The sequence below is a fragment of the Chitinimonas viridis genome (assembly GCF_030409555.1).
Taxonomy (GTDB): domain Bacteria; phylum Pseudomonadota; class Gammaproteobacteria; order Burkholderiales; family Chitinimonadaceae; genus Chitinimonas; species Chitinimonas viridis.
The window spans coordinates 96,470-116,956 of the sequence record NZ_JAUFPU010000004.1 but is presented as its reverse complement, the minus strand read 5'-3'; the positions used below and the strand labels follow the sequence as shown (position 1 = coordinate 116,956).

The 20,487-nt window shown below is 61.8% G+C and carries 15 protein-coding genes; 9 read left to right on the top strand and 6 right to left on the bottom strand.

The features are described from left to right. Nucleotides 1-22: 22 nt before the first annotated feature. The 5 genes from QWZ03_RS04595 (at nucleotide 23) to QWZ03_RS04575 (ending at nucleotide 8,047) form a co-directional block, all read left to right on the top strand. Nucleotides 23-3,856, top strand: a complete 3,834-nt coding sequence (locus QWZ03_RS04595; RefSeq protein ID WP_290331670.1) for a YhdP family protein — start codon at nucleotides 23-25, stop codon at nucleotides 3,854-3,856. 171 nt (nucleotides 3,857-4,027) lie between these two features. After that, complete coding sequence (locus tag QWZ03_RS04590; RefSeq protein WP_290331669.1) at nucleotides 4,028-4,885, top strand: carbon-nitrogen hydrolase family protein; 858 nt, start codon at nucleotides 4,028-4,030, stop codon at nucleotides 4,883-4,885. After that, nucleotides 4,885-5,670, top strand: coding sequence for a substrate-binding periplasmic protein (locus QWZ03_RS04585; RefSeq protein WP_290331668.1), 786 nt, complete (start codon nucleotides 4,885-4,887; stop codon nucleotides 5,668-5,670). Before QWZ03_RS04590 ends, QWZ03_RS04585 begins: the two co-directional genes overlap by 1 nt. Nucleotides 5,671-5,716: 46 nt before the next feature. Further along, nucleotides 5,717-7,168, top strand: a complete 1,452-nt coding sequence (tldD, locus tag QWZ03_RS04580; protein ID WP_290331666.1) for a metalloprotease TldD — start codon at nucleotides 5,717-5,719, stop codon at nucleotides 7,166-7,168. 255 nt (nucleotides 7,169-7,423) lie between these two features. Next, nucleotides 7,424-8,047 carry a GNAT family N-acetyltransferase gene (locus QWZ03_RS04575; protein ID WP_290331665.1) on the top strand — a complete coding sequence of 208 codons (624 nt, stop codon included), beginning with the start codon at nucleotides 7,424-7,426 and terminating at the stop codon, nucleotides 8,045-8,047. Between the two features lie 101 nt (nucleotides 8,048-8,148). Here QWZ03_RS04575 and QWZ03_RS04570 read toward each other — a convergent pair whose 3' ends face one another. Then, the gene (locus QWZ03_RS04570) at nucleotides 8,149-8,472 is read right to left on the bottom strand and encodes a hypothetical protein (protein ID WP_290331664.1); all 324 of its coding nucleotides are present in this window, start codon (nucleotides 8,470-8,472) and stop codon (nucleotides 8,149-8,151) included. A 115-nt stretch (nucleotides 8,473-8,587) separates the two neighbouring features. Here QWZ03_RS04570 and QWZ03_RS04565 point away from each other — a divergent pair, with 115 nt between their 5' ends. From QWZ03_RS04565 to QWZ03_RS04555, 3 genes are read left to right on the top strand one after another with little or no spacing between them, the layout of a single operon-like run. Beyond that, complete coding sequence (locus tag QWZ03_RS04565; RefSeq protein ID WP_290331663.1) at nucleotides 8,588-9,364, top strand: enoyl-CoA hydratase; 777 nt, start codon at nucleotides 8,588-8,590, stop codon at nucleotides 9,362-9,364. Then, the gene (locus tag QWZ03_RS04560) at nucleotides 9,321-10,001 is read left to right on the top strand and encodes a hypothetical protein (protein WP_290331662.1); all 681 of its coding nucleotides are present in this window, start codon (nucleotides 9,321-9,323) and stop codon (nucleotides 9,999-10,001) included. Before QWZ03_RS04565 ends, QWZ03_RS04560 begins: the two co-directional genes overlap by 44 nt. 30 nt (nucleotides 10,002-10,031) lie before the next feature. Continuing rightward, a complete protein-coding gene (locus tag QWZ03_RS04555) occupies nucleotides 10,032-11,111 on the top strand; it encodes an enoyl-CoA hydratase/isomerase family protein (RefSeq protein WP_290331661.1) in 1,080 nt (359 codons plus the stop codon). Between the two features lie 216 nt (nucleotides 11,112-11,327). Here the strand turns inward: QWZ03_RS04555 and alaS are convergent, their stop codons facing one another. Beyond that, nucleotides 11,328-13,946, bottom strand: coding sequence for an alanine--tRNA ligase (alaS, locus tag QWZ03_RS04550; protein WP_290331660.1), 2,619 nt, complete (start codon nucleotides 13,944-13,946; stop codon nucleotides 11,328-11,330). A gap of 173 nt (nucleotides 13,947-14,119) precedes the next feature. Further along, nucleotides 14,120-15,088 carry a GlxA family transcriptional regulator gene (locus tag QWZ03_RS04545; RefSeq protein WP_290331659.1) on the bottom strand — a complete coding sequence of 323 codons (969 nt, stop codon included), beginning with the start codon at nucleotides 15,086-15,088 and terminating at the stop codon, nucleotides 14,120-14,122. A 99-nt stretch (nucleotides 15,089-15,187) separates the two neighbouring features. On the opposite strand from QWZ03_RS04545, the gene QWZ03_RS04540 reads away from it, so the two are divergent. Continuing rightward, nucleotides 15,188-15,661 carry a nuclear transport factor 2 family protein gene (locus tag QWZ03_RS04540; protein ID WP_290331658.1) on the top strand — a complete coding sequence of 158 codons (474 nt, stop codon included), beginning with the start codon at nucleotides 15,188-15,190 and terminating at the stop codon, nucleotides 15,659-15,661. 45 nt (nucleotides 15,662-15,706) lie between these two features. Here the strand turns inward: QWZ03_RS04540 and QWZ03_RS04535 are convergent, their stop codons facing one another. The 3 genes from QWZ03_RS04535 to QWZ03_RS04525 all read right to left on the bottom strand — a co-directional run bounded on the left by QWZ03_RS04535 (nucleotide 15,707) and on the right by QWZ03_RS04525 (nucleotide 20,309). After that, nucleotides 15,707-16,486, bottom strand: a complete 780-nt coding sequence (locus tag QWZ03_RS04535) for a LytR/AlgR family response regulator transcription factor (RefSeq protein WP_290331657.1) — start codon at nucleotides 16,484-16,486, stop codon at nucleotides 15,707-15,709. Nucleotides 16,487-16,623: 137 nt separating this feature from the next. Continuing rightward, nucleotides 16,624-17,550 carry a sensor histidine kinase gene (locus QWZ03_RS04530; RefSeq protein WP_290331656.1) on the bottom strand — a complete coding sequence of 309 codons (927 nt, stop codon included), beginning with the start codon at nucleotides 17,548-17,550 and terminating at the stop codon, nucleotides 16,624-16,626. Between the two features lie 311 nt (nucleotides 17,551-17,861). After that, nucleotides 17,862-20,309 (bottom strand): DNA translocase FtsK, encoded by a 2,448-nt coding sequence (locus QWZ03_RS04525; RefSeq protein WP_290331655.1) that lies wholly within the window; start codon nucleotides 20,307-20,309, stop codon nucleotides 17,862-17,864. Nucleotides 20,310-20,487: the final 178 nt, after the last annotated feature.

The window sequence follows — 20,487 nt, the reverse complement described above, 5'->3', positions numbered from 1 at the left end:
GGGCGTACGTTTCACTGCTGCAATGTCGCCCGCGCCATATCGTCATCCCCTGCAAGCCCGCCTGATCTGGCTGCGCCGCAAATGCCTGCATTTGCTGCATTGGCACAGCCGCGCCCTGATATGGGCGGCCTTGGCGGTGGGCGTGCTGTGGGCGCTTGGCGCCGCCTGGCTGCATTGGTGGTTCTTCCCGCATTTGCCCGAGTACCGGCCACGCCTGGTGGCGGAGCTGAGCCAGCGTGTAGGCCGGCCTATCAGCATAGGGCAGGTTGAAGGTGGCTGGCGGGGTGTATTGCCGTATTTGTCGTTTCGACAGCTTAGCCTGCGCCACAACGATGGCCGCCCCGCCCTGAATCTGGCAGAGGTTGAGGCCACGCTATCGTGGTGGCCGCTACTGCTGGGTGATTTGCGCTTTGACAAGCTGACCTTGCTGCAACCCGATCTCCAGCTGACCCGTGATACTGACGGAATGATCAGGCTGGCGGGATTGCCATTGAACGAGACAGGCAAGCAAGGCAGCCTGACCGACTGGCTATTACGGCAGCATGATATTGCGATTGTGGATGGCCGCATCAGCTGGCGCGATGACCTGCGGCAGGCACCAATGCTGCAATTGGAGCAGGTGGATCTGAGCCTGGAAAATCGCTTGTTTGGCCAGCATCAGGCTGAGCTGTCGGCCACGCCGCCTGCGGCGCTGGCGCAGCCATTCCAGCTTGAGGCCCGCTGGCGCGGGGATGACCTGGCACAGCTGGATCAATGGCAGGGTAGTGTCAGCACCGTGCTGGACAAGGTGGACATGGCGGCCTGGGGGCAGTGGCTACCCTACCCGGTAGCGCTGCGGCGCGGCCAGGGGCGGCTGGAGCTCAAGCTGGCATTTGAGGGCTTGCGCCCCACGGCCGTGGATGCCCGTTTGGCACTGCGCGATGTAGTGGTACGCCTGTCTCCCGAACTGGCCCCGCTGGAGGTCAATGCCTTGTCCGGTTCCTTGCGCTGGCGAGACCGCGACGGCGAACGAGAGTTGACGCTGGGCGATCTGAAACTGCGAGCCGATGGCGGCAAGTTGCTGGATGGCAGCCAGGCGACGCTGGTCTTTCACAAGGAGGGTGGTGGCCAGTTCAGCGCCCATGGGGTGACGCTATCCGGATTGGCGAGTCTCCCGCCATCGCTGCCCCTGCCCACTGCCTTGCGCCAAGCGCTTGGCGGCATGCAGCCCAGTGGTCGCCTGGATCGTATGAGTGCGAGCTGGAAGGGCGATTGGCGCGAGCCGCAGGCCTATGATGGCCGGGTGGGTTTCAGTGGACTGGGGCTGCTTGCACCTGCGCCCTGGCCCAGCTTGGGGCCGGTGGATGGTGAGTTGACCTTCAGTGAGTCCAAGGGAAGTCTGGCGCTGCGCGGCCAGCGCTTCAGGTTGGCCTCCAGCACGGTGTTTGAGCAGCCGCTCAATCTGGATCGCATCCGCCTGGCACTGGATTGGTCGAGGGTGGGCAAGCACTGGGTCGTCAAGCTCAGTGATTTCAGCGCCAGCAACGCTGATCTCGAAGCACAGGCCCAGGCAACCTGGCGTTGGCCCGGTACGGGCCTGGGCAGCCTGGATTTGAAGGCTGCCGTGCCCAGGCTCACGGCCAGCAAGGTGGCCGATTACCTGCCCATCATGCTGGGCAACGATACCCGCCACTGGCTGCGCCAGAGCCTGACTGCGGGCGAGGCGCGTGATGCGCGCTTTACGCTGAATGGCCCCTTGGCAGGCTTTCCGTTCACCGATGGCAAGGTGGGCGTGTGGGAGGTGGTTACCCAGGCCAAGGGCGTGACGCTGGACTACAGCGACGGCTGGCCTGCCATGAGCGGGATAGACGGCGAGGTACGTATCGTTGGCAACCGGCTCACGGTAGCGGCGGGGGGGCAGATACTGGGGGCACGGGTAAGCGATGCACTGGCTGTGATCGATGACCTGGAGCTGAGCCCCAGCGTGCGCATAGAGGGCTCGGCCGAAGGGCAGACTGCCGAGTTCCTGCGCTATATCGCGCAGAGTCCGCTGGATGCCAGCCTGGATGGCATGGGTAGTGCTACTCGCGCCGCCGGTGACGGCAAACTGTCGATCAAGCTGGAGATCCCATTTGAGGATGTAGATGCAACCAAGCTGGCGGGCAGTTACCGCTTTGCCGGCAATCAGCTGCAGGTCGGTGAACAACTGCCTGAAATGACAGATCTACAGGGGGAGCTGACCTTTACCGAGAGCAAGGTCAGCGCCAGCGCCCTGCGGGGGCGCACGCTGGGTGGTGCATTCCGGGCTGACTTGTCCACCTCCGACAGCGGTGTGGTGCAGATGCGCGCCAGCGGCCGTGCTGATGTGGGCCTGGCGGCAAAGCGCTACAGCCTGCCCTTGGCGGATCGCCTGGTGGGCATGACGGACTATCGAGTACAGCTTGATCTACCCGAGCAAGGCTGGAGCGTGCAGTTGGATGCGCCGCTGAAGGATGTGCGGTTGGATTTACCGGCACCGTTGGGTAAAGCCATGGGCGAGGTCAGGCCCTTGCGGCTGGTGCTCGACAATGCCGGGCAGACAGAGAACTGGAAGGTGGCGCTGGGTAGCCAGCTGAATGCTGAAGTCCAGCTTGCCGCCGCCACTGACCAGGATTGGCAAGTGGAGCGAGGCGAAGTGCGCCTGGGTGGCGGCGTGCCCAATAACGCCAATCGTGGGCTCTGGCTGACCGGCACCCTGCCTGAGCTTGCCTTGGACCCTTGGCTGGCGCTGTTGGAGGGGGCGGGCGGCAAGGCCGCCAGTGGCATGGCATTAGCGGGCATAGAGCTTAGGGCAGGCAAACTGATGGCGCTGGGTAGCCAGCTGGATGATCTGGCCTTGCGCGCCGTGCCGGGTAAGGATGGGGCTTGGCAATTGACAGCCAGCGGCAAGCAGATCGAAGGCCGGCTGGCTTGGTCGCCACAGGCCAAGGGCAAGGTGCATGCGCGGTTTGCCCGCTTGGTGCTGCCTTTGCCGGATGCGCCGGGTGCACCAACAGGGAGTGGCTTCAGCAATCAGTCCCTGCCTGCACTGGATATCGTTGCCGAAGACTTTTACTACCGTGGGCATGCGCTGGGCCGGCTTGACGTAAAAGCGCAACAGCAGCGGGAGAACTGGCTGATAGAGAGCCTGACACTGTCGAATCCCGACGGACGGCTCAGTATGCAGGGGGTGTGGCAGCCGGTCGGGGAGGATGCAGGCACCAAGGTAAGGCTGGACATAGCATCTGACAATGTGGGCAAGCTGCTGGGCCGGTTTGGCTATCCCGAGACGGTGCGGCGGGGCGAAGGGAGTTTGCGTGGCGATCTGGCCTGGCGCGGTTCACCGTTGGCGCCTGATTATCCCAGCATGAGCGGCAAATTCAGCATCAAGGCCGAATCCGGTCAGTTTGCCAAGGTAGAACCCGGCATGGGCAGGTTGCTGGGGATACTCAGCCTGCAATCGCTGCAACGGCGCCTGACTCTGGATTTTCGCGATGTCTTCAGCGAGGGCTTTGCCTTCGACCGTATCGAGGGCGATAGTAAGGTAGTGCGAGGCGTGATGACGACGGACAATCTGACCATAGTCGGACCTGCGGCACAGGTACTGTTCAGGGGCGAGACCGACATAGGCCGGGAAACCCAGAAGCTACGTGTGCGCATCGTGCCCACGGTGGGCGATAGCTTTGCCGTGGGGGCTGGGGTGGCACTGGCCAACCCCCTGGTGGGTGTGGGGGCGTTTCTGCTGCAGCGGGTGCTGAAAGACCCGTTGGGGCAGTTGGTGGCCTATGAGTACGATATCACCGGCACCTGGACAGACCCGCAGTACAGCAAGGTAGGCGCAGCAGGTAGTAGCAAGTAGCCGTGCGGACGGCATTAAGGGGATAGCCCAGCCCAGCACCGCAGCCTTGCTTCAGCCTCTCCGTAGTGGATAGGCGCAGGCGAGATTGCTGGAAGCGCCTCGTCAGAGCGCGTTCACCAAGCGGCGTCAGGGTGGTAAACCGCCTTCAAAATACAAGAAAGGAGACACATCATGTCGACTCGTGCTCATACCAGCCAGCAAGCCGCAGCCCGCGCCGCTACCAGCGGCGGCTTGCGGGTTGCTGCCGTGCAGATGGCTTCCGGCCCTAGCGTATCGGCCAATCTGACCGAGGCAGAAGTCTTGCTCAAGCTGGCCGCCAAACAGGGCGCCAAGCTGGTGGTCCTGCCCGAATACTTTGCCATTCTGGGCCTGAAGGACACTGACAAGGTGGCCGTACGTGAGCAGCCGGGTGAGGGGCAGATACAGGCTTTTTTATCCAAGACAGCTAAGAAGCTGGGCATCTGGATCGTAGGTGGCTCGGTGCCGCTGTGGACTGAAGACCCCGCCAAGGTACGGAACTCCACCCTGGTGTTCGATGACCTGGGCCGCCAGGTTGCGCGTTACGACAAGATCCATCTGTTCGGCTTTGAAATGGGCACGGAGACCTACCGTGAGGAAGCCACCATCACCCCAGGCGATGAAGTGGTGGTGTTCGACTCGCCCTTTGGCCGTATCGGTCTGGCCATTTGCTACGATCTGCGCTTCCCCGAGCTGTTCCGCCGCATGCAGCCAGTGGACCTGATCATCGTGCCGGCGGCATTTACCGAAACCACCGGACGAGCGCATTGGGAGACACTGGTGCGTGCCCGCGCCATAGAGAATCTGGCCTATGTGATTGCCTCGGCCCAGGGCGGGTTTCACCGCAATGGCCGCGAAACCCATGGCGACAGCATGATTGTTGACCCATGGGGCATCGTGCTGGACCGCTTGCCGCGTGGTTCCGGCATCGTGGTGGCCGATATCGATCACGACTACAAGGCCAGGCTGAGGCAGGGCTTGCCGGCATTGAGCCATCGAGTGCTGGCCTGATGCTGCGCTACTGCCTGGCACTGCTGATTGCCACCCTGGCTTATGCGGCGCCGGCAGACTACGGTTGCGCCGACAGGGCCGTGCGGGTGGCGTACCACCCTTTTGGCATGGCTTATTGGCGCGATGCGGAGGGCCAGCCGCAAGGTATCGACCCCGACCTGGTGGCGGCGCTGGGCCAGGCGACCGGCTGCCGTTTTCAGGTAGCGGAGCTGTCTCGGGTGTTGATCTGGAAGATGTACGAGCAGGGCGAGACGGACATGGTGCTGTCGGCCCTGCCTACCGAGCAGCGCGATCGCTTTGGGCAGTTCATGCCGCTGCCTTATTGGGGCAATGGCAATGAACTGGTGGTGCTCAAAAGCCTGGGGCGGCCGGCAAGCCTGGCGGATCTGGACGAATTGCCGGAGTTTCGCCTGGGCATCGTACGTTCCTATAAATACGGCGATGCGATTTGGGAGCAATTGCTTGCCCGTCAGCGCGAACGCGGTGAACTGATTGAAGTGGCCGATATCGAAAGTCTGTACCACCAGATGAAAATCGGCCGTATCAACGCCCTGATTTCCAGCCCCATGCTGTACCGCCTGATGCTGCCGCGCTACGCGCTAGATGGTAAGGTGCACACGCTGGACTGGACGCCTGAGCGCAATGAGCTCAGGGCGGGCCTGTATTTTTCGCGGTCGCGTTTTGGCGCGGCCGAGCTGAACCGCTGGGAAGCCCTGCTGGCCGGCCCCATGCAGCAACAATTCACCGCTATCCTGCGCCGCTACCTTGGCCCCAGGCCGAACTAGTGGCAGCCTGGCGCACTGCGCGCCTACCCATGACAAGAGCACAAACATGAGCAGCACTACCTTGCCGACGCAGACGGCCGAACATTATCTGCTGAATCCCTACAGTCTGGATGATGCCGCCCTGGACCAGGTTTTTGGCGAAATCATGCGCCATGATGTGGACTACGCCGATCTTTACTTCCAGTACAGCCGAGCTGAAGGCTGGAGCCTGGAGGAAGGCATCGTCAAATCGGGCAGTTTCAATATTGATCAGGGCGTGGGTGTCAGGGCTGTCAGCGGCGAGAAGACGGCCTTTGCCTACTCAGACGACATCAGCCTGGCGGCCCTGCACTCGGCAGCCAAGGCAACCCGTGCCATAGGCCGGCAAGGTGGACAGGGGCTGGCAGGGGCAGCGCGTCGGCCGTCGGCGGTGCAACCGCTGTATGCCACCCTGGACCCCTTGGGCAGCTTGGCCGAGGCCGACAAGGTCAAGCTGCTGGAGCGGCTGGAGAGCTACGCCCGCAGCCTGGACCCGCGCGTGATCCAGGTGATGGCCAGCCTGGCCGGCGAGTATGAGGTGATCTACATTGCCCGCCACGATGGCCATCGGGCCGCCGATGTCAGGCCGCTGGTACGGGTTGGGATACAGGTGATCGTAGAACAAAACGGCCGGCGTGAATCGGCACATGTGGGAGGCGGCGGCCGTTACGATTACAGCTACTTCAGCGAAGAGCGACTGCAGGGCTATGCCCGTGAGGCGGTGCGCCAGGCCCTGGTAAACCTGGACGCCAGGCCCGCGCCGGCGGGGGAAATGACGGTGGTGCTGGGCAATGGCTGGCCTGGCATCCTGCTGCATGAAGCCATAGGCCATGGCCTGGAAGGTGATTTCAATCGCAAGGGCAGCTCCGCCTTCGCCGGCAAGGTCGGCCAGCGGGTGGCAGCCAAGGGGGTGACGGTGGTGGATGATGGCACCATACCAGACCGCCGCGGCTCGCTGAATGTGGACGATGAGGGCAATTCTACCCAGCGTACGGTGTTGATCGAGGATGGCGTGCTGCAGGGCTATCTGCAAGACAGCCTCAATGCTCGTCTGATGGGCGTGGCGCCGACGGGCAACGGCCGGCGTGAGAGTTACGCCCATATCACCATGCCACGCATGACCAATACGGTCATGATGAATGGCGACAAGTCACCGGAAGAGATCATCAGCTCGATCAAGCGCGGCCTGTATGCCGTCCAGTTCGCCGGTGGCCAGGTGGATATCACCAGCGGCAAATTTGTGTTCTCGGCCAGCGAAGCCTACTGGGTGGAAGACGGCAAGATCCAGTATCCGGTCAAGGGGGCGACCTTGATAGGCAACGGCCCTGATGTGTTGACCAAGGTGGGCATGATAGGCAACGACCTGCAGCTGGATGCCGGCGTAGGCACCTGCGGCAAGGACGGGCAGAGCGTGCCCGTGGGCGTGGGCCAGCCCACCATACGAATAGATGGCGGCCTGACGGTGGGAGGGACGGCCTGAGTGGGTTGATGGAGTGAGCTGGTTTCGGAAGGCTCCCTTGAAGGCGTGTCGCGGCAGCGCGACACGCCTTTTGCTTGCGGGCACTGCTTGCCGCCCCTTGCCTGATGGCTATGGTTGTTGCGATGCAACATGATTGGCCGGCAACTTGCAATCCTTAAGCTGCACGCTTAAAAGTAGCGTGTACCGCGCACAAAGCCCACAAGGCCACGCGGTACGGAGACAACACGGCACCCCTGGTCAACACAGGAGCTTGCTATGTCAACGACTGCAATGATGCTGGTGCGGCAGCTAAACCAGGCCGATGCGCCTGCCATGCTGGCCCACCTGCTGCGGCTGGACGAAACAGACCGGGTGCAACGCTTTGCCCGGCCCGCCAGCGATGATTCGATACGGGATTACGTGCGTCGGCTGGACTTTGAGCGCGATGCCCACTATGGCGTATGGCAGGGCCGCGAGGGCCAGCCTAGCCTGATAGGCCTGACGCATCTGGCGCTGGATGGACAAGGCAAGACGGCCGAAATAGGCGTCAGCGTCGACGCGGGCCAGCGCCGCCAGGGATTGGCGGGCCGCATGCTTGGGCGCGCCATCCTGCATGCCCGCAATTTGGGCGTGGTCGAGGTGGTTATGTACTTCCTGCCCTATAACACCGAGCTGATGGAACTGGCGCGCAACCAGGGCATGCGACTGAGCGTGGGAGAAGGGCAGGGCATAGCCCGGCTGCTACCTCATCCTGCCAGCCCGGTCAGCCTAGCCAGTGAGATCATGGAAACCTGGGCAGATGTAGCAGGGCAGGGGGTAAGGGATTGGTCCGAGGGCACGCTGGCGGCCAGCAGTGTGGTTTGCGGCAGGCTGAGTGAGCAGGCCAATAGCCCGGATTGACCCAGCGTGCCGGCGCGCGGCGAAAAGACTTTGAACAGACTCTAAGACAAACGGCCCGTCAAGAGGGCCGTTTGCTTGATTGCCAGTAGGTGGCTACTGAACTATTGGCCGTTGATCTCGTTCAATGCCTTCACGTAGTCGTTGTATTCCTTGATGGCGGCATTGCCGGTGCTCGCGGCTGCATTGGAAATGGCAACCTGCTCATCAATGTATTTTTTCATGCACTCGCCATAGGCCTTGTGTTGCTTGTTGAAGGCATCCATGCGTATCTGGCTGGCGCTCCGGCCAGGGTGGCTGGGGGCCTTGCAGTCATGCTTGGGGGCGGCTGGCGCGGCGGTTGCCGGCGCAGCCGCAGGGGTGGCGGCCTCTTGGGCAAAGGCGGTCGTGGCGAGCAGCGAGGCCGCGATCAGAGCAATGAATTTCATGATGAGTTGCTTTGTGGGTGACAAAGGTGGAAGTGTCGCGATAAATTGACGTGGACGTCAATCATCTTGGCCGGCTACGTTATAGTGTGGGTCGGCTGCCCAACAAGGAGACCACATGAGCGAACTGCTCCAGCTTGAGCGCGTAGGCCATACCGCGCTGATCACCATCAACAACCCGCCCGCCAATACCTGGACCGAAACCAGCCTGCCAGCCCTCAAGGCCATGGTGGAGCAGCTGAACGCAGACCGCGAAATCTACGCACTGGTGCTGACGGGCAATGGCCCAAAGTTTTTCAGTGCGGGCGCTGATCTCAATGTGTTCGCGGGGGGTGACAAGGCCCGCGCTAGGCAGATGATCACTTTCTTCGGCAAGGCATTCGAGACGCTGGCGCAGTTCCGGGGCGTCAGTATCGCCGCCATCAATGGCTACGCCATGGGCGGTGGGCTGGAGGCCGCGCTGGCCTGTGATATCCGCATTGCCGAGGAGCACGCGGTCATGGCCCTGCCCGAGGCTGCCGTAGGCCTGCTGCCCGGCGGGCTGGGTACCCAGCACCTGCCCTGGCTGGTAGGCGAAGGTTGGGCCAAGCGCATGATACTGTGTGGTGAGCGCTTGGATGCCCAGACGGCACTCAGGATAGGCTTGGTGGAAGAAGTGGTGGCCAGCGGCGAGTCCCGCCAGAAGGCACTGGAGCTGGCCGAGAAGGTGGCCAAGCAGAGCCCTTCCTCGGTGGCGGCTTGCAAGCAGCTGATACAGGCTGCCCGCAAGCAACCCATGTGGTCGGCGCTGACTATGGAGCGTGAAAAGTTCGTCGATCTGTTCGACACCCAGGACCAGCAGGAGGGCGTCAATGCATTTCTGGAAAAACGTCCACCTGTCTGGCAGAACCGCTAGCCTGAGTCTGGCCCTGCTGCTGCCCATGGTGGCGGTAGCAACCAGCTATGCGCCGGAGCACTTCCCGCCGCCGGCCGCCGAAGGTGTGGTCAAACTACCGGCACTTGATCGCTGGCTGCAGGAGGGGGCATCGCCCGGTCGGGTGACCGTGTATGCGGCGCCTCAGCAGTCAGCTGCCACGCAGCAACTGGCTGTCGACAAGCTGCAGTACCTGGAGACCGGCTACGAGACAGCAGATGCGCTGGTCTACCAGCAACAGCCAGGCTGGTTGCGCCTGGCCTTGCAGGGCCAGCCCATACGCTGGGTTTGGCTGCCCGATGCACAGCCGCCTGGCTTCAAACCCATGGCGGCCATGGTGGGGCCGGATCAACTGAACTATTTTGCGCCAGGCTGGGACAGGCGACTGTGGTCTGTCCCCGACGGCCAGCAGTATGCCTTGTTCAAGGGCGATGACAGCCTGGTGCCCAGCATCATAGGCAAGCGCCAGCTGGGCCGCCGCTGGTGGCTGCAGGTAAGGCTGGTGCCTGACCCTTGCCAGGAGAAGCCGGCCGTGCCCCCGGCCATGCTCGAGGGCTGGTTGCCCCTGCGTGACAGCAAGGGTCGTTACAATATCTGGTACCACACCCGTGGCTGCTGATTTCCACCTTTACCGCTTGCGCTAACTACCATGACTGCTCCCGCCCTTTTTGCACTGCACCCTACCGCCAATGGCCGGCAGATCGGGGTGATTACCCTGCATGCCGAGAAGTCGCTCAACGCACTATCCCTGGCGATGATACGGGCGGTGACCCCAACCCTGCTGGAGTGGCGCGACAATCCCGATATCGTCTGCGTGCTGCTGCAGGGGGCTGGCGAGAAGGCCTTCTGTGCCGGCGGCGATGTGGTGGCCATGCATGACGCCATACGCAGTGGTGATTTTGCGACGACCGATGCCTTCTTTACTGAGGAGTATGCCCTCGACTACGCCATCCATACCTACCCCAAGCCCATACTCGCCTGGGGACATGGCATCGTGATGGGGGGCGGCCTGGGATTGCTGGTGGGTGCCAGTCACCGGGTCGTGACAGAACGCTCCCGCATTGCCATGCCCGAAGTCACCATAGGCCTGTATCCCGACGTCGGCGGCTCCTGGTTTCTCAATCGTCTACCAGGGCGGCTGGGCATATACCTGGGGCTTACCGGGGCCAGCTTCAATGCCGCCGATGCCCTGTTCACCGGCATGGCCGACTTTGCCTTGCCCAGCGCGTTGCGCGATGAGCTGTGCCAAGAACTGGCGGCCATTGCCTGGACAGGGCAGGGTGAGCAGGACAAGCGCTTGCTCTCCAGCCAGTTGCGCGAGCTTAGCCGACTGACCCAGCTGGAGCTGCCGCCATCGCCCATACGTGCCCACTACGATGCCATCCAGTCACTGACCGATTACGACAGCGTGGACGAAATGGTGGCGGCCATTACCCGCTATGAAGGGGCGGACGAATGGCTGCGCGCCGGGGCGAAAAAGCTGGCTGCCGGGTCGCCCACATCCATGCGCCTGATCGTGGCGGCACAGCAGCGCGCCCGCCACCTGTCGCTGCAGCAGGTGTTCGACATGGAGCTAAACCTGTCGCGCCAATGCTGCCGCCACCCGGATTTTGCTGAAGGTGTCCGGGCCTTGCTGGTGGAGAAGGACAATGCGCCGCGTTGGTCACCTGCTAGCCTGGCAGAGGTCGATGAGGCGCTGATTGCAGGTTTCTTTATGCCACCGCTGTAGGGAACGCCCAGATACCTCGTTTACCTAGCAATGCTAGCGCCGCCAGATATGAATTTACCATTAAGTATCAAATACATACTTTTTGAAAATTCTTCGCTCTGGCCTGGTGTTGCTTGGCGAAGCAGGTTGCTGGCAGTTGGGTTCGCCGCCGTTACCTTGGATGTACCAGCAAAAAAGCCGGCATAAGCCGGCTTTTTTGCTGGATGAAGTACAGGTTTACTTGGCCTGTACCCACGTTGCCACACCCGCCAGCGCCGCAGGCAAGCCCGCCGGATTGGTGCCGCCGGCCATGGCCATGTCAGGGCGGCCGCCACCCTTGCCACCGACTTGCTGGGCCACAAAGTTCACCAGTTCGCCTGCCTTGACGCGGCCGGTCAGGTCCGCCGTCACACCTGCCGCCAGCGCTACCTTGCCCTCGCTGACAGAGGCCAGCACGATGGCGGCACTGCCCAATTTGTCTTTCAGCTTGTCAAGCATCTCGCGCAGGGCATTGCTGTCGGCGCCTTCTACTGCAGCCGCCAGCACCTTGATGCCGTTGACCTCGATGGCTTGGTCGGCCAGGCTGTCGCCCGCGCTGGAAGCCAGCTTGCCCTTGAGCTTGGCCAGTTCCTTCTCCAGTGCCTTTTGCTCGGCTTGCAGTTTCTCCAGCTTGCCCAGCAGGTCGCCTGGCTGCGCGCCCACCAACTGGGTAGCGCTCTTTACCTCGCGCTCCAGTCCTTGGACATAGGCCAGCGCGCCGGCGCCAGTCACGGCTTCAACTCGTCGAATGCCCGCCGCTACGCCGCCTTCAGCAACAATCTTGAAGAAGCCGATGTCACCCGTGCGCTGCACATGGGTGCCGCCGCAAAGCTCGGTGGAGAACTCGCCCATTTTCAGCACGCGCACTTCATCGCCGTACTTCTCGCCGAACAACGCCATGGCGCCGGCCTTCAGGGCATCGTCCTGCTTCATGATGGTGGCGGAAACTGCATTGTTGGCGGCGATTTCCTGGTTTACCAAGGCTTCGATGCGGGCGATTTCTTCGGTTGTGACTGCCTGGGTATGGGCGAAGTCAAAACGGGTGCGTTCGCTGTTCACCAGCGAGCCCTTTTGTTGCACATGGGTGCCCAGCACGCTGCGCAGTGCAGCATGCAGCAAATGGGTCGCGGAGTGGTTGCGTGCGGTAGCCAGGCGATTGTCGGTGTCGATGCTGGCCAGTACGGTATCACCCAGCTTCAGGCTGCCGCTGCTGAGCTTGCCTTGGTGGCCGAATACGGCTGCCTTCACCTTCTGGGTGTCGGTTACCTCAAAAACATTGTTGCCGGCAGTTAGCTTGCCGGTATCGCCAACTTGGCCGCCGCCTTCTGCATAGAAGGCGGTATTGTCGAGCACCACAACGCCTTCATCACCGGCTTGCAAGGCTGAGACGGCGGCGCCGTCCTTGTAAAGCGCCAGCACCTTGGCTTCGCTGCGGCTTTTGTCGTAGCCCTCGAAGGCGGTGTCGGCGCCACTGTATTCGACATTGGCAGCGGCATTGAACTTGCCAGCGGCACGGCCACGCTCCTGCTCTTCGGCCAGTTCCCGCTCATAGCCGGCCATATCGACTTGCACATTGCGCTCGCGGCAGACATCTGCCGTCAGGTCGATAGGGAAGCCGTAGGTGCTGTGCAGGGTAAAGGCGGTCTTGCCGTCCAACTGGTTCTTGCCACCTTCCAGGGACTTTTCCAGCAGTGCCATGCCGATATCCAGGGTACGGGCAAATTGCTCTTCCTCGTGCCGCAGGGCAGCAACGATGCGATCCTGATCGGCAAGCAACTGCGGATAGGCATCGCCCATGGTGGCAGTGACATCGGGCACCAGCTTGTGGAAGAACAGGCCCTTCTGGCCCAGCTTGTAGCCATGGCGTATGGCGCGGCGGACGATGCGGCGCAGCACATAGCCACGGCCTTCGTTGGATGGCAACACGCCATCGGCCACCAGGAAGGTACAGGCGCGGATATGGTCGGCAATAACCTTCAGCGAAGGCACGTCCTGGCTGTAAGGCACGCCGGTTTCGCGCGCGGCAGCCCGCACCAGGCTGGAGAGGATGTCGGTTTCGTAGTTGGATTTGACGTGCTGCAGCACGGTGGAGAGGCGTTCCAAGCCCATGCCGGTATCGACCGAGGGCTTGGGCAGCGGATGCAGTGTGCCGCTTTCGTCGCGGTTGAACTGCATGAACACATTGTTCCAGATCTCCATGAAGCGATCGCCGTCTTCATCGGGGCTGCCGGGTGGGCCGCCAGCTACATCCGCGCCGTGATCGTAGAATATCTCGGTGCAGGGGCCGCAGGGGCCGGTATCGCCCATGGTCCAGAAGTTGTCGCTGGCGTAGGGCGCACCCTTGTTGTCGCCTATGCGGACGATGCGCTCGGGCGGTAGACCGACTTCCTCGTTCCAGATCTTATAGGCCTCGTCATCAGTGGCGTAGACCGTCACCATCAGCTTTTCCTTGGGCAGGCCCAGCCAGGCCGGGCTGGTCAGGAACTCCCAGGCATAGGTGATGGCATCACGCTTGAAGTAATCGCCGAAGCTGAAATTACCCAGCATTTCGAAGAAAGTGTGGTGGCGGGCGGTATAGCCCACGTTCTCCAGATCGTTGTGCTTGCCACCGGCACGCAGGCATTTCTGGCTGGTGGTGGCGCGGGTATAGCTGCGCTTCTCATTGCCCAGGAACACATCCTTGAACTGCACCATGCCCGCCACGGTGAACATGATGGTGGGGTCGTTGCCAGGCACCAGTGGGCTGGAGGCAACCACCTGATGGTTCTTGCTCTCAAAGAAGCCGAGGAATTTCTGACGGATTTCTGCGGTACGCATGAGGTGTTGGTTCCGTGCGGGAAGTCGGGAAATAGCCATCAATTATGCCCGAAACCCAGGGCCGTTGCGTAAGCTGCGCGGCAGATGTTGCGATGCGGCAATAGGCTTAGCCTGCATGCAGCCAAGGTCGCGGTTTGCCGCTTGGCCAAGCACTAGGCCAGGCCGCGACTGCATCAGCCGGGGCGGACCCGCAAGCGGTATTGTTGCGGGCTGCAGGCGGCAAGCGTCTTGAACAATTGGCCAAAGCTGGCTCTGTCCTCGTAGCCCACGGCGGCCATGATCTGATCCACGTTTAGGCTGCTGGTTTCCAGCAGTCGCTTGGCGGCATCGATACGCAGTTGCTGCAGATAGCCTATGGGTGTTTCGCCGGTAGCCTGCTTGAAGCGGCGCAGCAGGGTACGGGGGCTGAGATGGGCTTCGGCTGCCAGGTCTTCGAGCCTGATGGCCTGGGCGTAGTGCCGGTGCAGCCAGGCCTGCACCTTGGCCACGGCGGTGTCGCCATGGCGGGTGTCCAGCTGCAGGCCGCTATAGGCGGCTTGCGACTGGCGGGGCCAGTCTATGACCAGGGCGTTGGCAACCTGCCGCGCCAGCGCAGGGCCGGTATGCCCGGCGATCAGGTGCAGGCACAGATCCAGTCCGGCATGGGCGCCGCCCGAGCAATACAGCCCGCCATCTTCGGTATGCAGGGCGCTGATGTCGAGCTTAACCCGGGGATAGGCTTGCCTGAAGCGGCTTGCCAGGGCCCAGTGGGTGGTGGCACGGCGGCCATCCAGCCTGCCCGTGGCCGCCAGCAGAAAGGCACCGCTGCAAAGGCTGGCAAGCTTGGTGGGGCCGTCCCGGCCAGCTTGCAGCAGGGTAGCCATGCTGGCCAGCTGGGGTTCCGTCAGGTCAGGCTGCTGGCCCAGGCCGGGAATCAGCACCAGGTCGGCACTGGCCAAAGCTGATGGACCGGCCGGATTGTTGATGGTCAGGCCAGCGAGCTGCAGGGGCTGCCCGTCCACGGTTACTCGACGCAGATGAAACAAGGGCGCTTGCGCCAGTTTGTTGGCCAGCAGAAAGCAATCCTCTGCGGGCAGCAGGCTGCCGGCGGCAACCTGAGAGCAGAGAGGCAGGACTATGCTTAGCGTGGGGTTGGTAGACATTTGGCGATAATGACATATTTATTGGCTTTATCGCCATTGTCTTTTCGTGTCAGGACAGTCCATCATGCAGGCATGCCTACCACCCAACGGAGCCAGCCCATGCACCCCCATGCCGCACTGATACAACGCTTTTACCAGGCTTTTCAGCAACAGGATGCCGAGGCCATGGCTGCTTGCTATCACCCGGATGTGGTATTCGACGACCCGGTATTCATCGGCCTGCGGGGGCATGAAGCAGGCGATATGTGGCGCATGCTTTGCAGCCGTGCCAAGCAGTTTTCACTGCAGTTCGATGAGGTGGTGGCCGATGACCATGGCGGCAGCGCTCACTGGATTGCCCGCTATGAGTTCAGTCAGACAGGCCGCATGGTGGTGAACGATATCCGGGCCAGCTTCGAGTTCAGGGATGGCCTGATCGTGCGGCACCGCGATGTCTTTGATCTATGGCGCTGGTCGCGCATGGCGCTGGGGGGCAAGGGGGTCTTGCTGGGTTGGCTGCCACCGGTGCAAGGGGCAATACGCAAGCAGGCGCTGGCAGGCTTGGCGGCCTATCAGCGCAAGCGGGCTAACTGATAAAAAAGTGGCCCCGGGGCAGCATGATTGCCCAAGGGCTGCCGGCTACATCTGCTTGAACAGATTGTTGAAGCTACGGCTGACTTCCAGTTTTTCGTTATTGCCCTTCATCTGCACAATCTGCTGGCCACGAAAATCGCGGCTGACCTGGTCGATGGCGTCTACCCGCACCAGGATGGCACGGTGTATCTGCCAGAACTCATCGGGGTCCAACTCGTCGGCCAGCTCCTTGATGGGTTTGCGTATCAATGCCTCGAAGCCCTCAGTCTGCACCCGGGTGTATTTGTCCTCGGCCCGGAAGAACAGGATCTCGCGGGTGCTGATCATCCGTATGCTGCTGCCTACGCTGGCCTGTATCCAGCGCAAATAGTCACGCGACTTGCCTTCGCCGCCCAGGCGACGGGATAGCTGGTCCAGCAGCACGTCCATATCGTTGGGCTCTTCCTCATTCTTGGCCAGGCGTTCCTGCAGTCGCTGGCAGGTGAGCTTGAGGCGCTCTGGGTCTGCTGGCTTTAGCAGGTAGTCCACTGCACCTTGCTCGAAGGCCGTGATAGCGTACTGATCGTAAGCGGTGACAAACACCACATGACATTGCCCCAGCAAGGCGCGGGCGGCACCGATACCGTCCAGTTCCGGCATGCGGATATCCAGAAAGACGATATCAGGCTCTTGCGCGCGCGCCATGGCTACGGCTTCCAGCCCATTGGTGGCTTCGCCGACGATGACCAGTTCAGGCCAGGCCTCCTTGAGGCGGGAGACGATCTGTTCGCGCATCAGCCTTTCGTCATCGGCGATCACGGCGGTCGGGGCGGCTTTGTGGCTCACGTGGGTTTCCTCTTGTCCTGGCTTTGTTCTGGAAGGCAGATGGCGTGAAAAATAGCACAGGCCGACATGATTGCCGACCTGTTGGGGGTGGGTATGTCAGCGCTGGCGATGGATTTGCCACACGCTGGCGAGTGGGTTCAGCTGCCTTCGCTGCGTACCGGTGCAACCTGTTGTGGCGCTACCTCGTAAGGCACGCGGATGGTGGCGCGGGTGCCGCCGTCCAGTGGTACCAGTATCACCAGTTCGGCCTTGTTGCCGTACAGCACCTTGAGGCGCTCCCGGATATTGGCCAGCCCGACACCACCTGCGCCCTTGGGGGCGAAGCCCAGGCCGGAATCGGTGACGCTGACTTCCAGCAGGCCATCGCGAATCTCCGCCTTGATCTCCAGCCGCCCGCCTTCGGCCTTGGGTTCCAGGCCATGCTTGATGGCATTTTCAACCAGGGTCTGCAGCATCATGGAGGGGAACACCGCCGACTTGAGGCCATCAGGCACCAGTACCTCGGGTTGCAGGCGGCCTTCCATACGGATGGCCATGATTTCCAGGAAGGCGCTGGACAGTGCTGTCTGCTGGCCCAGGTTAGGCCGGCTACCTTCGCGCATCTGCGGCATGGCGTAGCGCAGATAACGTATCAATGATTGCTGCATGCGTGAGGCGCGCGGCGGATCGGTCTGGATCAACTGGTCTATGCTGGCCAGGGTATTGAACAGGAAATGCGGCTCGATCTGTGCCTGCAGGGCTTCCATCCGTGCTTCCAGCAGGTTGCGCTCCAGTTGCTCGGTGTCTGCCCGCTTGTTGGCGGCATCGGCCGTCAACTCGGCACGCCGCTTGCCGCCTGCCAGAACCCGTATCAGGATCAAGATCGCGAAGATGGGTATCAGTGCTTCAGCGTCGTTGAACAGCATGTTGCAGATGATCAGCACCATCAGCATGCTGAGTGCCAGGGTCTTCTTGGGAACGACGGCGAGCCAATCGAAGAACTGCCACCATAGTTTGACAGTCAGTTGCCAAATCTCGCGCATCGAGTCTTTCATCGTTGTTGTGTTCTCGTTGGGAAGATTCATAAGGCTTGCTCCGTGGGCGTTTAACACTGTTCTGGCGAGTATTGCCTCGCCATGTGCCCAAGGTAATGCAGTGGCGTAAAGCCGGCGATGCTGCAGAGATGTTTGGCAGCCTGCGCGGCATGGTCTGCAGTTATGCCGGATAGAATGCAGCAAGGATTATCCCCCATCTAGGGGATGATCCTGCTTAGAGCGGCTGACAAAACCCTTCTGGCGTTGTTGTGCGAACTTGCCGTACCCACGTACTGTCTGCTTCGCGCGCCAGCGCTCGCACGCCTAGCCAGAACCGCTACGCTGGGTTTTGTTAGCCGCTCTTAGTCTTCCCGCGCAGGCACCAAAACGGTGCGGTTGCCGTTGGTTTCCATGGGGCTGACCAGCCCCGCCTGCTCCATCTGTTCTATCAGCCGTGCTGCCCGGTTGTAGCCTATGCGCAGTTGCCGCTGTACCGACGAAATGGAGGCCTTGCGGCTTTTGAGCACGAAGGCCACGGCCTGGTCATACATATCGTCGCCTTCTCCGCCCTCGCCACCGCCCAGGCTGAACTCCCCTGTGCCACCTTCTGCGCCCTCGACCTGGCCGGTCAGGATGCCTTCGATATAGTTAGGCTCGCCCTGGGATTTGAGGAACTCCACTACGGCGTGGACTTCCTCGTCGGCCACGAAGGCGCCATGTATGCGCTGCGGGTAGCCGGTACCGGGCGGCAGGAACAGGCCGTCACCCTGGCCCAGCAGGCTTTCTGCACCCATCTGATCCAGGATGGTGCGGCTGTCTATCTTGCTGGATACCTGGAAGGCGCAGCGGGTGGGAATGTTGGCCTTGATCAGGCCGGTGATGACATCCACCGAGGGGCGCTGGGTAGCCAGTATCAGGTGTACGCCGGCAGCCCGTGCCTTTTGTGCCAGGCGGGCAATCAACTGTTCAACCTGCTTGCCGGCCACCATCATCAGGTCAGCCAACTCGTCTATCAGTACAACGATCAACGGCAGCGGCTCCAAGGGCTCCGGGCTGTCCGGGGTCAGGCTGAAGGGGTTGGTCAGCTTTTCGCCGCGCTTTTCGGCCTCCTTGATCTTCTGGTTGAAGCCCGCCAGGTTACGTACACCCATAGCGCTCATCAGGCGATAGCGCTTTTCCATCTCGGCCACGCACCAGTTGAGCGCGTTGGCAGCGTGCTTCATATCGGTCACCACCGGGGCCAGCAGGTGGGGGATACCCTCGTAGATGCTCAGTTCCAGCATTTTTGGGTCAACCATGATCAGGCGTACTTCCTCTGGCGTGGCCTTGTAGAGGAAGGACAGGATGATGGCGTTCATGGCCACCGACTTACCCGAGCCGGTCGTGCCGGCCACCAGCATGTGTGGCGCCTTGGCCAGGTCGGTGACCACCGGCTTGCCCGAGATATCCTTGCCCATGGCCATGCTGAGCAGCGAGGACGAATCGTGATAGGGCTGCGAGCCGAGTATTTCGGACAGCCGCACAATCTGGCGCTTGGGGTTGGGCAGTTCCAGGCCCATATAGGTCTTGCCCGGTATGGTTTCGACCACCCGTATGCTGACCAGCGACAGGGCGCGTGCTAGGTCCTTGATCAGATTGACGATCTGCGAGCCCTTGACCCCCACCGCCGGTTCGATCTCGTAGCGCGTGATCACGGGGCCGGGATAGGCGGCCACCACTTTGACTTCGACGCCGAATTCGGCCAGCTTGCGTTCGATCAGGCGCGAGGTGTACTCGATGGTCTCGTGGCTGACGACTTCCTGGGTAGGTGGTGGTGGCGACAGCAGGGTAATGCTGGGTAGCTCGGCGCGATTGCTGCTTACCAGGGCAGGGGTCTTCTTGCTGACAGTCTTCTGCTTGACGCCAGCTGGGGCCGTTGTGGCTTCATCCCAGGGCGGGAGTTCGTCCTTGCTGAACAGTGAAGGCTGGGCCTCGGCCTGCTTGGCCTTCTCCTGGGCCTTCTGTTCCTGTTCGATTTCCTTCAACACGGCCTTGGAGGGTGCAATCTCCAGCAGTGGTTCTTCAATCCGCAGGGCTGGTGCATCTTCGAAACGCTGCTTCTCGACGGTGACGCGTGCTTCCCGGGCGATGGCAGCTTCCTCGCCTATCTTGCGATCCTGCCGGGCCTGCCAGAAATTGAACAGGCGTAGCCCTGCGGTTTCTATCCAACCGCCCAGCTTCTCCATCAGATCCAGCCAGGAAACGCCGGCAAACAGGGACACCCCTATGCCAAAGCAGGTGAGCAGTATCAGCGTGGCACCGCTGAAACCCAGTGCGTGGAACAACCAGCCACCCAGGGCCAGGCCCAGCATGCCGCCGGGTACATAGGGCAGGTCGATCTGCCAGGTATTGAGGCGCAAGGCCTCCAGGCTGCAACTGGAGAGGATGAGCAGCAGGTAGCCGCTGATGGCAACAAAGGCCAGGCGGTGGTTGTGTTCCACCTTCTCCAGCCGGCGATAGCCCCACAGGATGGCGGCCAGGCAGAACACCACCCACCACCAGGCGGAGAAACCGAACAGATAGAGCAAAACGTCGGCCAGCCAGGCGCCGAAGGCGCCGCCCTTGTTGCGCACCACCGCATCGCTGGCCGCATGCGACCAGCCAGGGTCGGCCGGGCTGTAGCTGGCCAGGATGATGACTAGGTAGATGCCGGCTACCACCGCCGCCAACCACCAGCTCTCACGCAATACAGCCGTGATCTGGGGCGGCAAGGGCGTACCATCACGCTTGGCGGGGTTGGGGGCGTTCTTGGGGCGACGTTGGAACAGCATGGATGCAGCCTGCAAGGGAATCGAGGGCGATTATAGCGTGGTGGATTTGATGACGGAGGAATGCGGATGCACAGTGCGCCCTATTCACACTCTTTGGCTTGCCATGTACACCTGCAGGCCAGGTGGCAATGCGGCCAAGACCCAGCAAGCGCCACAGCATCAGCAGTTTAAGTTGGCC